This is a genomic window from Micromonospora cremea (assembly GCF_900143515.1).
Taxonomy (GTDB): Bacteria; Actinomycetota; Actinomycetes; order Mycobacteriales; family Micromonosporaceae; genus Micromonospora; species Micromonospora cremea.
This window is the reverse complement of record NZ_FSQT01000002.1, coordinates 2,549,529-2,563,362: the sequence shown is the minus strand read 5'-3', so window position 1 is coordinate 2,563,362 and position 13,834 is coordinate 2,549,529. Positions and strand designations below refer to the sequence as shown.

The 13,834-nt window shown below is 68.7% G+C and carries 12 protein-coding genes and 1 tRNA gene; 10 read left to right on the top strand and 3 right to left on the bottom strand.

What is annotated here, in order from left to right:
* The first annotated feature begins 250 nt into the window (after positions 1–250).
* The 8 genes from BUS84_RS25375 to BUS84_RS25340 all read left to right on the top strand — a co-directional run bounded on the left by BUS84_RS25375 (position 251) and on the right by BUS84_RS25340 (position 9,524).
* The gene (locus tag BUS84_RS25375) at positions 251–715 is read left to right on the top strand and encodes a protease complex subunit PrcB family protein (protein ID WP_084757587.1); all 465 of its coding nucleotides are present in this window, start codon (positions 251–253) and stop codon (positions 713–715) included.
* A 235-nt stretch (positions 716–950) separates the two neighbouring features.
* Positions 951–1,826 carry a hypothetical protein gene (locus BUS84_RS25370; RefSeq protein ID WP_143728505.1) on the top strand — a complete coding sequence of 292 codons (876 nt, stop codon included), beginning with the start codon at positions 951–953 and terminating at the stop codon, positions 1,824–1,826.
* 582 nt (positions 1,827–2,408) lie between these two features.
* Positions 2,409–3,242, top strand: a complete 834-nt coding sequence (locus BUS84_RS25365) for a hypothetical protein (RefSeq protein ID WP_074316166.1) — start codon at positions 2,409–2,411, stop codon at positions 3,240–3,242.
* Between the two features lie 551 nt (positions 3,243–3,793).
* Positions 3,794–4,402, top strand: a complete 609-nt coding sequence (locus tag BUS84_RS37705) for a hypothetical protein (protein WP_143728504.1) — start codon at positions 3,794–3,796, stop codon at positions 4,400–4,402.
* A gap of 351 nt (positions 4,403–4,753) precedes the next feature.
* On the top strand, positions 4,754–5,566 hold the full coding sequence (locus tag BUS84_RS25355; RefSeq protein ID WP_074316161.1) for a site-specific integrase: 813 nt from the start codon (positions 4,754–4,756) through the stop codon (positions 5,564–5,566).
* Positions 5,567–5,627: 61 nt separating this feature from the next.
* Complete coding sequence (locus BUS84_RS25350) at positions 5,628–6,848, top strand: Clp protease N-terminal domain-containing protein (protein WP_074316159.1); 1,221 nt, start codon at positions 5,628–5,630, stop codon at positions 6,846–6,848.
* Between the two features lie 366 nt (positions 6,849–7,214).
* The gene (locus BUS84_RS25345; protein ID WP_280175136.1) at positions 7,215–8,387 is read left to right on the top strand and encodes an ISAs1 family transposase; all 1,173 of its coding nucleotides are present in this window, start codon (positions 7,215–7,217) and stop codon (positions 8,385–8,387) included.
* A gap of 273 nt (positions 8,388–8,660) precedes the next feature.
* Positions 8,661–9,524: an alpha/beta fold hydrolase gene (locus BUS84_RS25340; RefSeq protein WP_208869730.1), complete on the top strand. Its 864-nt coding sequence runs from the start codon at positions 8,661–8,663 to the stop codon at positions 9,522–9,524.
* A 547-nt stretch (positions 9,525–10,071) separates the two neighbouring features.
* Here the strand turns inward: BUS84_RS25340 and BUS84_RS25335 are convergent.
* A complete protein-coding gene (locus BUS84_RS25335) occupies positions 10,072–10,473 on the bottom strand; it encodes a hypothetical protein (RefSeq protein WP_143728503.1) in 402 nt (133 codons plus the stop codon).
* Positions 10,474–10,559: 86 nt separating this feature from the next.
* Here BUS84_RS25335 and BUS84_RS25330 point away from each other — a divergent pair, with 86 nt between their 5' ends.
* Positions 10,560–10,955 (top strand): tyrosine-type recombinase/integrase, encoded by a 396-nt coding sequence (locus BUS84_RS25330; RefSeq protein WP_074316156.1) that lies wholly within the window; start codon positions 10,560–10,562, stop codon positions 10,953–10,955.
* Between the two features lie 17 nt (positions 10,956–10,972).
* Here the strand turns inward: BUS84_RS25330 and BUS84_RS25325 are convergent.
* A tRNA-Thr gene (locus BUS84_RS25325) sits at positions 10,973–11,046 on the bottom strand.
* Positions 11,047–11,058: 12 nt separating this feature from the next.
* Here BUS84_RS25325 and BUS84_RS25320 point away from each other — a divergent pair.
* Positions 11,059–12,954: a metallophosphoesterase family protein gene (locus BUS84_RS25320; protein WP_425293465.1), complete on the top strand. Its 1,896-nt coding sequence runs from the start codon at positions 11,059–11,061 to the stop codon at positions 12,952–12,954.
* A gap of 28 nt (positions 12,955–12,982) precedes the next feature.
* Here the strand turns inward: BUS84_RS25320 and BUS84_RS25315 are convergent, their stop codons facing one another.
* Complete coding sequence (locus BUS84_RS25315) at positions 12,983–13,822, bottom strand: PSP1 domain-containing protein (RefSeq protein WP_074316153.1); 840 nt, start codon at positions 13,820–13,822, stop codon at positions 12,983–12,985.
* Between the last annotated feature and the right edge of the window lie 12 nt (positions 13,823–13,834).

Below are 13,834 nucleotides of genomic sequence, written 5' to 3'. Positions count from 1 at the left end.
AGGCCGGGCGGTCGACCCGTGCGCACATGCGTCTGTCACCGCAGGACTGGTGACGCAGCCGTGGCGGACCGGCCTGAGGCGAGAAGCACCGGCCCGGTGCCGCGCGTTGTCGCCGGCATGTCAGTCGCAGCGGTGGCGCAGCGGGTCACCAGCTGAGAGGTCCGAGCCGCCCGGAGTCGGCTGAGCGGTTGATGCGCAGACGCCGAAGCATGCCAGACAATCATGCCTGACGATCCAAGCGGGGGGGGTCATGCGACGACTGCTGGGCATGGCCATGGTGATGGCCATCTCGATGGCGGGGTGCACGGGGTCCGACGGCGAGCCCGTCGGGTTCCGCGCGCTGGCAGATGACGACGTCTCCGACGCCCACGTGGCAGGGCTGTTCGTGGTGCGGACGCAGCCCGAGTGGGAGCAGCGCTGGCAGGGGTTGATGGCCATGCGGGGGCAGCCGTCAGCACCGCCGGCCGTCGACTGGACGACCGAGATGGTGATCTTCTACGTGCTCGGCACCAGACCCAGCGGCGGCTACTCCGTCCGGATTGACGAGATCTCGAAGCGGGATGGTCGGTTGACGGTACGCGTCGAGGAGTCACGGCCCGGCGGGTCGTGCAGCGCAGCCGACGTGCTGACTAACCCGTTCCATGCCGTGGCCACCCCGGCCAGTGACGCCTCCGTCGAGGTCGATCTTGACGCCGACACCCACCGCTGCAAATGAGACGCGGGGGCCGGCGCGGACCGGCCACTTCGTGCATCGTGATCACCAGCGCGAGGTGAAATCGAGTCGAGGCCGTCCTCACCGTGACTGTCGAGATGCTCGGCACGCCGGAGGCCGGCCCGCGTGGCGGCGCGCTGGGATTGGTGGCTGAACGTTCAATACCGCCGGCGAGGTGCTTGATCGATTGCGTGTGTGTTGTCCAACGGTGACCGGGGCGGGCGGGCATCCTTGGCAGATGCGCGCAGAGGGTGGCCAGCCCAGATCGTCGGTGTTGCAGCGCGTGGTGGCGCATCCGGCGGTGTGGTCCGTACCCGTGATGGTGCTGCTGGTGTTCGCGGCCATGCCGTTCAACGACGGGTTCTACGAGTTCTGGGTCAACTATGACCCACAGGGCGACGCCCAGCAGCACGAGTGGATTTCCACTAAGCGGATCTTCCGGTACACGTCCGGTGTCTTATGCGGACAACTCCTCGCGCTGCTGACTGGTGCCGCACTCGCCCGCCGCCACGCGCACGTTACCGCGCTGATGGTGGCGGTCCCGCTCGCCGTGGTTTTGGCGGGTGTGACCTTCGTGGTCGCGTATCCGCTGGCCCAGAGCGGCGAGGGTAGCTACTTCACCACGGCGCCACTCGACGACCCCGTCCTGGTCCGAGTCCTTGTGCGCGAGCTGGCTGCCTACCCGCTATACGTCGCCGCCGGAGTGGGCCTTGGCGTGCTGCTCGGCGGCTTGGCTCGCCGCGGGCGTTGGCTGCTCCTCGCGCTGCTGGTAGCGGTTTGGTGCGCGGCCACTCTGAACGGCCTGCTGCAGGACGACGAGTTCAACGCCCCGTACTGGCTGCTGTGGACGGCTCCACCGATCGCGGCGGGTGCGGCAATTGCACTGGCCGCCCTGTCGATTGATGTCTGGACTCAGCCGCCCGTGCTCATGGGGGACTGGGGACGCAGCGCCAGCGCCGCCCTACTGATCAGCGCCGCGGCATACGCCCTTGGGCTGAATCTCCTCGGCGGCATGGCCGAACGGCGGCGCCGCCAGCGCCGCACCGCCGGGACAGGTACTTCTTCGTCCGAATCCGCTCACAGACCCAACCCAGGATCGCTGGGCGGCGCCTGACGACGGCGATGTCGTCCAGTTCGCCCGAGCACACGCGCGGTCCGCTGATCCTCGAGCTGTTCGCCGCACGCTTCGGGAATGACAGGAGGTTGTGTCGGGCGGCCAAGCTGCCGCCCAGACGTCCTGTCATGCCGAGAACGGTGTGCCGGTGCTGTTGTCGTGCGGCGCCGAGCGGGCCGTGGGGGCAGCTTCTACCCATGGCCGGGAATCGTCTACGTTCCCATCCGCGATGCCCCGCCATGCCGATGGGCATTGGTATGGCGGACAGTCAACGAGACCCCGGCGATACGCGCACTGGCCGCAGCCGTCGACTCGACGTAACGATGCCTGCTGCCGCCCCACAGGCCGGGTTGCACGGCTGGGTGGCTGTGTCGAACGGACAACGTTCGACTGCTTGCTAAGCCTGGCTGCTCCTCGCCTCTGCCGGTAGCAAAGCTCCCATGGGCGATCACCCGGACGGCAACGCGACCGGTGAGACAGCGGATCCGTTCGCCACCTGGCCGCCAAAGGCAGCGTAAGCAGGAACTGGCCCCGCCCTGCGCCGTCCACGAGCCAAATCGGCCAACGGGTAGATTGACGCGGATGAGCGGTCTGTTGCGTCAGGAGTTGCTCAGGTTGGCCCGCAGTCGGGCGCTGTGGCTCCTGCCGCCCCTGGTCGCGCTCGCCGGCCTGAGCAGTCTTTCGTTCAACGCCGACGCCTACATGTTCTACGTCTACTACGACCCGCAGACTTTAGAAGAACAGCTTGACGCGTATCACTTCGACGTCAAGGCGATCCACACCTCGGGCCTCGGCTGGGCTCAACTGGCCGCGCTGGCGGCCGGGGCGTTCCTGGTGCTACGTGATCCATGGCTGACCGGCCGCCCGGCCCGGCCCTCGCTGCCGGCCCTGGAATCGTCGCCGGCCCGGCTTGCCCCGCCGCCCCGTCCCGGCCGGTACCTGATGGCGAAGGCGGGCGTGGCAGCGCTGTTCGGTGTGCTCCTCGACGTGGCCGACCTCGCCGTAGTGCTGCCGCTGGCGCCCAGAGTGGTCGCCGACCACTGGGTTCGGCGCGAGCTGGCCTCGAAGGACATCTTCCTGCCGGTGCAGATCTTGGCCGAGGAGGCGGTGTGGCCGGTGGTGCTTCGCGCGGCGGCCGGTGTCCCGCTGTTCGCGATCGTTGGGATCGGCCTGGCCGCGCTACTCAACCGCTGGTGGGCGGTTACGGTGGCCGTCGTCGTCCCGATCTGCGGGTCGCTGTACATGACCGCTGACCCGTTCTTCGGCGCCCTGACTGCTCCGAACCGACCGGCCCTCGCCGCGACCATGATTCCGAGCCTGGAAGCAGCCGCGATCGTCTTCCTGCTCGGCTACGGCGCGACGCGGTGGCGACTGGCCCGGGCGCCCGCAGTCCGGCTGACCGGCGCAGAAGCTTGAGGCTTCGGCCGCATACGGGCCAGAGACGACCCGACGCTTGGCCACGGACACTCCCCCTGCTGCCGTCACTGCGACGGCGTGACCCCGCCGGAGGGATCCGAACCGAAGTTGTCGGCTGCTGCCGACTCGTGGCGGCTCGTGTACGGGAGCAGGCGCGGGTTGCCGTCGGTCGGCGTTCGGCACCGTCCCGATCAGAACTCCTGCGTTAAGGCTGTGGTCGGACATAGACGAGTTGGCACCGTGTTCATGCCGCACCTGTGCGGGTCTAGGTGTCGAGCTCCATCACTTGCTGTTTGCGGTCCTGAACTTCAAGGCAACCCGGGCACGTGCGTGTCTAGCAGCGGAAAGCCTCTCGCTATCTCACAGCGGTCCCCCACCGTCCGTCACCCTCTTGCGGACTCGATGCGGACCGGCCAGCGCGACCCCGTCGTCACGCCGTCTGCCTGTCAGGTCGCGTCGTGGCCAGCGATCGCGTAGCCCCCGCAGAACGCCGCCAAAGGTCGGCCGGGGCGGGCAGCGGCGGGCTGATGCGCCTTGTAACGTGCGCTGTCATGGGCGCTGACGCCGATGCTCGTCCCACGTGGAGGTCTCCTGTGGCGCGCCGTTGGCGGTTCCTCGTTGCCGCGATGCTAGCTGTCGCACTGTGCGCCGGGTATCTGTCGGCCACCATCGGCCATCGCCTCGATCACGGCAGCTCGCGGTGGCACGGGGCTGACGCGGAGTCCCGCACGGAAGGGCAGCGAACGGAGCTGCGGTTCGCCTTCAGTCCCGGAGGACAGGTTACGTTCGGCGCGTCCATCCGCAATCCCGGCCCGTGGCCGGCGACAATCACCGGCGTCAATGGACGCCCATCGGATCAGCAAGTTTTCAAGATCGCCCGCCTAGCGGTAAACCATGCCGACGAAGCCACCGCCGCCGTGTTCGACCCGGCTGCGGCGGAACCGTTCCGGTCGGTCCGGGTGGCGGCGGGCGCCGAACTGCCGGTCTTCGTCACGATCACGATCCCGGACGTGGAGTTTGCCTCGGGATCATCGCTGTTTTTCGACGATCTCGCGGTCGACTACGAGGTGCTCGGCCTGCCTCGTCACCAGCGGGTGCCGATGGGCTTCCGCCTGTCGGTCTACTCTGCAAACGACTACGTTCCGAGCGGTAGGCGCTGACACTGCGCATCTCCTCGTCGGGCAGTCGTAGACCATCCAGTCTCCCCCGGAAGGGGCCAAGGTGGAGCGCCCTACCCGACGAGTCTCAATGGTCGTTGTCAAGGGTGGGGTTGTGCACCAAATTGAGCCGATGCTGGGACGTCATCGACTCGACAAGCTGACGCCTGCGCATCTGACCTCCTTCTACAGGGATCGGCTCACGGTCCTGTCGGTCGGTAGCGTCCGGCGGCTGCACGCCAATCTCCGACGGGCGCTCAATGTCGCGGTCCGATGGCAGTTGATCCACGTCAACCCGGCTTCGCTGGTCGAGCCCCCCTTCGTTGCCTCACGTAGAAGTCCGCCCCTACGCCCTTGGCGAGGCCCGGAGATTCCTCGAGATTCCTCAAGGCCGTCGAAGGCCTGCCCCTGGAGGCCCGTTGGCTCATCGGGATCGCGCTGGGGCTTCGGCAGGGCGAGGTTCTTGGCTTGCGGTGGGATGACCTCGACCTAGTCGCCGGCACGCTCCGGGTGCGAGGGCAGTTGCAACGCGATCCCGACACGGGCGGCTTGGTCTTCGTCGAGACGAAGACTGCGCGGTCCCGTCGGACATTGCCGCTGCCGCCCACAGTGTTGGCGGCCCTACGCCGCCATCATGAGCGCCAGGCGGCCGTACGTCTCGACGCCGACAACTGGGCCGACCCGGGTCTGGTCTCCAGCGTCGGCACCCCGATCCACCCGCGCAACGACTACCGCCCATTCCGGGACATCATCCGGCAGGCCGGTCTGCGGCAGGTTCGGCTGCACGACCTACGGCACACGGCGGCGAGCGTCCTTCTCGCCCAGGGCGTGCCCGCCCGCGTGGTCATGGAGATCCTCGGCCGCTCGCAGATGAGCGTGACCCTCAACATCTACGCCCACGTGGCACCGGAGATCGCACGGGAAGCGGCGGCATGGCTGGAGGGGGCGCTGTGGAAACACCACTCGACATCTCACACCACTCCCCCGCGGTCCGCCGACCTCTTGCGGACCAGATGCGGACCGCTCGCCGACGTGAGGGTGTGTGGTCTTGCCGGTACGAATGGCTGTAGCGCCACCGACAGCGGGCGCCTACGGTTCACGATCATGGAAGCCTCGATCGCAGCCGTTCTCTTCTACGGGCTGAGCCTGTCTTCTACATCCCGTTGAAGAGGCACCATTGCGTCAGTTAGATATCGAGGCGCCATTCCGTCCCGGACCTGGAGGACCAATGCCGCCGCACGAGGCCCAGCGAGCGTTCGTCGCGCTCGGCGCGATGCCGATGAGGGTGTTGCTGCAGGCATACTCAGCGGCGGTGCGGCGCGGGGCGAGCAGTGTCGGCACGCTCGACATGCTGTGCCGGGTCGCGCTGTACCCCAAGTCGGTCCCGCCGTGGCTGCTTGCGGGCTCAAGCGGTGCGAACCTCAAGCGGATGGTTGCCGATCCGCACCGCATTCCAGCCGGGCGAACAGTCAGCGAACTGGTGTCCGAGTCGGTCAGCGAATTCGACCAGGAGGTGCAAGCGATTCTGCGCGAGGTCGAGTGGAGAATCCACCGCCAGCCGGACCGGCGGCTCAGAAAGTCTGACGTGCAGGGCACGCGCCCTCGCCCACCTTGGACGAGTGGCGTTCGTACCACCCTGGCCGGCGCACTGCACGCCGCGCGCGACAACTGTATACCGTTCGCCAACCTGTCCCATCTCGTGCTTGGCATGCTGCAGCTGCGCGGCTGCGACGGGACCCACTACGTCTTCCCCTATGAGTACGCGCGGCTGTCGGCCATTGACCGGTTGCGCATCGAACCGACGATGCGTAGGACCGACCAGCCCTATCCGGACCTCGACGACGAGAGGTTGGCGATCTGGCCAGGTTCTGGGCCGCTGTTCGATCGACTCGCGGGACGGTTTTTCGCGCGCGCATCTCGACTCAGCCGCCTCGGCCCGACCCTGATCGGAGTCGACCTCGAGGCGAGACGCCAGGCAATCCGTCTCGGCCAAGACGTGATCGGCCCACTACACATCCTGCTCGCGATGCTCACACATGACGCCACGCTCGAAGCGGCCCGAGTCCGGGCGCCCGCCCATCACTCCAGCCGCAACCGAGGTTCGGCCGTCCTGCGCACCCACGGTGTCGATGCCGACCGCCTCCGCGTGCTGGCCGCATGGCGCGCCGGGCCCGAGGAGCCGCCGGCCGAGGTGCTCACCAAGCAACTGAGCAGTCAGCGCCCAGGCGACCCGTTCACGGGCACCCACGTTGTCACCGCGATGGCACGGGCCATGGAGATCTCGCTTGCCTACCGGCACCCCGACACAGGTACCAGTCACCTTCTGCTTGCGCTGATCGAGGACGATGCCGGCGACTGCGGCGCCATTCTGCGCGAGCTCAGCGTCGACCCGAAGGCGCTACGAGCGCGGGTCGAGCAAGACCTTCGTGCCGCACCCGCCGCTTGGTAGCCACCGGCCGGCCAATAAGCAGCCGCCGTTTCGTAAACGACACCGCCAAGGAACTACAGAAGGTTGACCAACTCTGATACACAGCGCATGACGCGAGTTGCTCTCCGGCCCTACCTTCCGCATGGCGACGCCCAACTGCTTCAAGGTGTGCGGTTCTTGGTCGGTGAGAGCGGATCTTGTCGGCGGGCAGCCGCCAGACCGTCCAGCCTCCCCGGGCGGGGACCAGGGCCCCGGCAAAGTCGTGAGGGGTGTCTGGGTTGAGGTGGTTGGCGTAGACGCGCCCTTGGTGTGGGCAGCAGGGCGGGCATGGCCGTTCCAGAAGATCATCGAGGTTCTCGAGGCCTGTTGATCTATTTGAAGTGAGCCATGCCCGCGCTGCCATCATCGCTGATCTCATCGTTGTCTGCCGCACCGCCCGGGACATCTGCCGTGGCCTCGGCTGCCGGCCTGCTCACGGCGTTGGGTTCCCTGCCCGATCCACGTGCCCGGCGTGGAGTCCGGCATGCTCTGGTAACCGTGGTCGCGGCGGCGGTCTGTGCGGTCGTCGCTGGTTACCGCTCGTATGCGGCGATCGGTGAGTGGGTCGCTGATCTACCCGCTGATACCGCGGCGGTGCTCGGGATCGACGCGGGCCGGCGGCCGTCAGAGGCCATGATCCGCAGGCTGTTGCAGGCCCTGGACCCCGATCGGCTGGCCGCGGTGATCGGTGCCTGGCTCGGCGCGCAGGTCCCCGCGCCGACGGCGGGAACACGCCGGGCGATCGCCGTGGATGGCAAGACGTTACGTGGCTCCCGCACCAGCGACACGGTCGCCCGGCACGTCCTCGCCGCCGCCGACCAGGCCACGGGTGTGGTGCTGGCCAGCACCGATGTCGACGGCAAGACGAACGAGATCACCCGGTTCCAGCCGCTGCTCGACCAGCTCAGCGACCTGCGCGACACAGTGGTGACCGCCGACGCGCTGCACTGCCAACGCGACCACGTCGCCTACCTCGCCGAACGCGGTGCCCACTGGATCCTCACCGTCAAAGGCAACCAGCCCAGCCTGCACGCCCAACTGGCCCGCTTGCCCTGGCGGGCCGTTCCCGACGCCGCCCGTGACAGCGACCGTGGTCACGGCCGCCGAGAGATCCGCACCCTGAAGATCCTCTCCATCTCCACCGGGATCGACTTCCCCAACGCCGCCCAAGCACTGCAGATCCGACGCCGCCGCCGGCGCCTCGACCAGCCGAAACGCTTCACCACCGAAACCGTCTACGCGATCACCGACCTGCTCGTTCACCAGGCCAAACCCGCCCAGCTCGCCACCTGGCTCCGCGGTCACTGGTCCATCGAGAACAAGGTCCACTGGGTCCGCGACGTCACCTACGACGAAGACCGATCCCAGATCCGCACCGGCACCGGACCCCAAGTCATGGCAGCCCTGCGCAACGCCGCCATCGGCGCACTACGCCTGACCGGCGTCACCAACATCGCCGCCGCCAACCGCCACCACGCCCGCGACAGCAACCGACCACTGGCCCTACTCGGCATCACCTGAGGACTTTGCCGGGGCCCTGGGGCGGGGACAAGGTGGAGCGCCCTACCGGACGAGTCTCGATCGCGGTTGTCAAGCGTCGGCGTGGGCGCCGGCGGCCGGACGGCCTTGGGTTTAGAAGAAGATCCGGATGGTTGGTCGGGCGACTGCACACCTGGTCAGCCCGTCCGCCGCTGTCGGGCAGCGTCGGTGTCGGCGGGCGGGCTTGGCTGTACGGATGGCTGTACGGCGGGTGCCGATGATCCTCGCGATGCACGAGGTGGCGTGGTGCTTCCGATGATCCTGGTGCAGGATGCAGCCGTGACGTCGATCTACCGGACTCCTGCGGACAGGGACAGCATCCGCCAGTGGTGCGAGGAGCAGCTGAGTGCCTGGCCGATCCAGCACGATCGACACGTGATTCGTGCCCAGAGCGAAGACACGCACGTCGTCACCGCTGGCACAGGCCCGGTCACGGTCGTCTTCGTCGCTGGTGACCGCTTCAGTACGGCCGCCTACCTGCCGCTGCTCACAGCCTTGGCTCAGCGGTACCGGGTGGTCGCTGCCGACATTCCGGGCCAGCCTGGACTGAGTTCCGGTGAAGCGGATGCCGCCGGTGGCCGGCTCACCTGGTACAGCTCATGGCTGGGAGATGTCATCGAGGAAACCACCGCCGGGCCGGTCGTGGTGTTCGGGCATTCGTTCGGCGGCGCTGTTGCGCTCACGGCAGATCATCCACGGATTCGGGGCAAGGTCGCCGTGGCTCCGGGAGGGCTGTGCCGGCTCAGGGTCACTCCCTGTGTCTTGTTGGCGTTCCTGAGATGGCTGGTGCGGCCACGGGCTGCTTCGAGCCTTCGGTTGCTGCGCATCCTGTCTGCCCACGGCCGAGCGCCCCGCGCCGAACTGGTGGAGTGGATGACGTTGGTCGCCCGACACGCCCGTGCGGTGAGTTCCGATGACCTCGTACCGGCGGTAGCTCGCACGATGCCCGTCATAATCGCAAGCGGGGACCAGGACGTGTTCTTGCCCCCGAACCGACTGCGATCAGGGGCACAACAGAGGCTCCATGTCGACCCTGTCATCATTCCCGCCGCCGGCCACTTGGTCACCGACGAGCACCCCGACCAGCTCGCCGCGCTGGTCGGCCGGCTAGTCAACTAACGCTCAAGCACCTCGCGTTGCAGGGCACGTGGCGGTAGGCGCTGACACTGCGAACCTCATCGTCGGGCAGTCGTAGACCGTCCAGCCTCCCCGGACGGGACAAGGTGGAGCGCCCTACCGGACGAACGACCTTGGCCCCGTCCGGGGAGGCTGGTAGCCCTTGTGGTGCCCGGCGAGGTGATCCGCGGCTGATCTCTGAGGAGGGCCGGGGTTCGGGGCAGAGCCCGAGGTCTTCAAAGTCCTGGTCGTCCCGAGCGTGGCCGGCCGGCCCGGCCGATGCCGGCCGGAGGTCGCCAGCAGGCCAGGGCCGGGCCGGCGCGGCCCGCTTGCGGGCCGCCTTGATCCTTAAAGAGGCCAATTCGCCAGTGGAAATCGGCTCGCTGTGTCCGGTCACGGGAGATGCTTGACACTCGCGTCCCACCAGACGCTTGACATGATCCTCAGGCGAGCCCTGGAGGCACTCACGGTCCGCGACCGGGCCGCGCTCCACGGCACGAGGGCGGTCCTGATCAAGCGGTGCTGGCGACCAAGACGGGACTGCGCAGGCTTAGAGCCGAACCCACTCTCCGAGTCGTTCGACCGGAGCACCGTCGATGAAAGCTGCGGTCGCCGCCGTTGCCTTGGCCAGGCTGGAGACGAACTCACCCGAGATTGCGCAGTCGTCGCCGAGCACTGGCACTTCGACGGTTCTCGTCGCGGGCAGCCCGCCATCCCCACGAAGACGGCGGCAGTCGTTCGGCGACCCAAACAGGTGCATGACTGCGTAGTCCCCTCTGAACGAGAACGTCAACACGGGGTAGTCCCCCTCGACATGGCGTACCTCCGTGTATCCCTCTCCGGCGCCGAGAAGGTGCTGGAGCCGGGACATGAAGCCATCGACGTCAGACCGGGTCTCCGTGGAGGCCAGGTCGCCACTTGCAGGATCGGTCGCGGTCCAGGCCACGTCCATGTGTGTCTCCATCAGGCGAGCCAAGGTCGCACGCAGCGCCGCACACGAGCGCATGGTGTGGCTGCCCGCGGTTCCTCGTCGACGAGGTGGCCGCGCACGTCGCCGGGAAGGTTCGGGACGCGCTGGTGTTCACCGCCCCGAATGGCGGGCCGCTGCGCAACACCAACTTCCGGGCGCGGGTGTTCGAGCCGGCGGCGGCGTCGGTCGGGTTGGCCGGGCTCACTCCTCACGACCTGCGGCATACGGCGGCGAGCCTCGCCGTGGCGGCGGGCGCCAACGTCAAGGCGGTGCAGCGAATGCTCGGGCACGCCTCGGCGTCGATGCCCCTGGACGTGTATGCCGGCCAGTTCGGTGACGACCTGGACGCGGTCGCCAACCGCTTGGACGACGCGGTCACTGCGTGGGGTAAGGACTATTCAAGGACCGGCACCGTCGGCGGCGGTGTGATCGACCTCGGGAAACGGCGAAGCCCAGGTCGTTGACCTGGGCTTCTGTACCGAGCCGCCTGACGGAATCGAACCGTCGACCTACGCATTACGAGTGCGTCGCTCTAGCCGACTGAGCTAAGGCGGCAACGATCGTCAAGTGTACGGCACCCCACCGCCGCCGCCCGAACGGGATACCCCCTCCCCGCCCGCTGCCACCAACCGGACATGGGCCGCCATCTGGACGCTTACCGGACAGCGGATCATCGGGGTCGGTACTACGCTGCGGCGGGTGAGCGACGATCACGCCCCCCTCGACGGCCCCGACCAGCAGGACCCGGCGGACGACCGTCCCGACGGCGCGCCGGCCGGGGAGCGGGTCGCCCATCGGCCCCGCACCACGGACCCGCTGGAGCTGGGCTTCACCCCGCGCAAGCCGGTGCCGTGGCTGGCGCCCTTCCTGCTGATCAGCACCGGCATCCGGACGCTGCTGGCCATGCTCTTCGGGGCGTATCTGGACAAGCGCGAGTTGCAGAACGCGTTCGGCGACGACGCCTTCCGCCAGGCCGGGCCGGACGGCGGGCTGTGGCTCGACTACGTGGCCGACCTGGGTGACGGCTTCAACGCCACCTACTCGGTGGCGTACCTGCTGGCACAGCCGGAGCTGACCGTGGACGGGCACCGGCTGCCCCGGGCGCAGACCCTGGTCATGGGCGGCGACCAGGTGTACCCGTCGGCGGCGTACGCCTCGTACGAGGATCGGTGCAAGGGCCCCTACCAGGCCGCACTGCCGGGGACCCCGCCGGAGCGGCCCACTCTCTTCGCGGTGCCCGGCAACCACGACTGGTACGACGGCCTGACCGCCTTCCTGCGGTTGTTCGTCCGCTCCCGGGACCGGCACTTCGGCGGTTGGGGCACCGGGCAGTCACGCTCGTACTTCGCGGTCGAGCTGCCGGCCGGCTGGTGGCTGCTCGGCGTGGACGACCAGTCCGGCTCGTACCTGGACGACCCGCAGTTGGCGTACTTCGACGAGGTGGCTCGGCAGCTCGGCCCCGAGTCGAAGGTGATCATCGCAATGCCGGCGCCGACCTGGGTCAAGGCCGCCGACCACCCGACGGCGTACGACTCGGTCGACTACTTCATTCGGACGATCATCGACCCGACCGGGGCGCAGGTCCGGCTGCTGCTCTCGGGCGACCTGCACCACTACGCCCGTTACGCGGGGCCGGACCGGCAGCTGATCACCTGTGGCGGCGGCGGGGCGTACCTCTACCCGACGCACAAGCTGCCGGAGCGCATCGAGGTGCCGCCGCGGGACACCCTGGCCCGGCGGGCCAGCCGCGCCCAGCCGTACGACCTGGTGGCCCGCTATCCGGACGCGGCCCGCTCCCGCCGCTACGGCTGGGGCATCTTCCCCCGGCTGCCGTTCCGCAACCCCGGTTTCACAACTCTGCTCGGCACCCTGCACACGCTCCTGATGCTGGCCATGGCGGGCGCGGCCGCGAACTGGGCGGACACCACCGAGCAGCGGCTGTTCAGCGTCCCCCTGGTGATGATGCTGCTGGTGACCGTGCTGGCCGCGGCCCTGTTCGCCAAGCCACCCAGCGCGAGCGGCAAGCGGCACGCGCGGCACTGGATTCTCGGCGTCAGCCATGGCCTGGCACACGTCGGGCTGGCCGCCGCCGGCACCTGGGCCTGGTTGGCGCTTCCGTTCTACGACTGGCCATGGCCGCTGCCGGTGGTCGCCGCGGCGGTGCTCTACGGCCCGGTGAGCGGCCTGGTGGCCAGCCAACTGGTGGCGGCGTACCTGCTGGTGGCGGGATCGTTCGGGGTGAACGTCAACGAACTCTTCGCCGGTCAGGGCATCGAGGACTCCAAGGCGTTCCTGCGGCTGCGCATCGACCCCGACGGCACGCTCACCATCTACCCGGTGGCCGTCGACCGGGTCTCCCGCGCCTGGCAGGTCAACCCCGACCAGTCCCCCACCGCCAGCTGGCTGACCCCGAAGGTCCCCCTGACCCCCCGCCTGGCCGAACCCCCGATAGTCCTGCGTTGAGCCGGAGGTGGAGCCGGGGCCGGCGGGGTCAGGACGTGTAGTGCTGGTCGTGGGCCTGGCGGGGGGCGCAGACGGAGGCGCGGGAGCAGGAGCAGCGGGAGCCGTCGGCGTCGAGCCGGACCGTCACCGCGTCACGGGGGACGCTGTGGCCGACCACGCGGCCGTCGCCCTCGGGCGTCGAGACCCGGCTGCCGAGGGCCGGAGCGGTCTCCTGGAAACGCTGGTAGAGCGGGTGTTCGTACTTCAGGCAACACATCAGCCGGCCGCACGCCCCGGAGATGCGCAGCGGGTTCAGCGGCAGGTCCTGGTCCTTGGCCATCCGGATGGTCACCGGCTCGAAGTCGGTGAGGAACGTGGCGCAGCACAGGTCGCGGCCGCACGAGCCGATGCCGCCCTGCACCCGTGCCGAGTCCCGTGCGGAGACCTGCCGCAGCTCGACGCGACAGTGCAGGGTGGCACCGAGGTCACGGACCAGGGAGCGGAAGTCCACGCGGTGCGGCGCGGTGAAGTAGACGGTGCTGCGCTCGCCGCCGGCTTCGGCGGAGCCGAGCACGTGATCGACGGCCACCACCTTCATCGGCAGGCCGTGCGCGCGGATCAGCCGCTTCGCGGCCACCTTGGCCTCGGCCTTGCGCCGACGCAGCGCCTCGTCCCGGCGCAGATCGTCGTCACCGGCCAGCCCCACCAGCCGGGGGAAACCATCGGTCTCCTCGGTCACCCACTGCGCGGCCCAGACGCACTCGGCCACCTCGGGCCCGTCGTCGGTCGGCACCAGCACCTTGTCGCCGACCTGCGGTCGCAACCCACCGGGGTCGAGGTAGTAGAGGCGCCCGTACCGGTTGAAGCTGACCGCGCAGAGCATGCCCATGCACCCACCCTA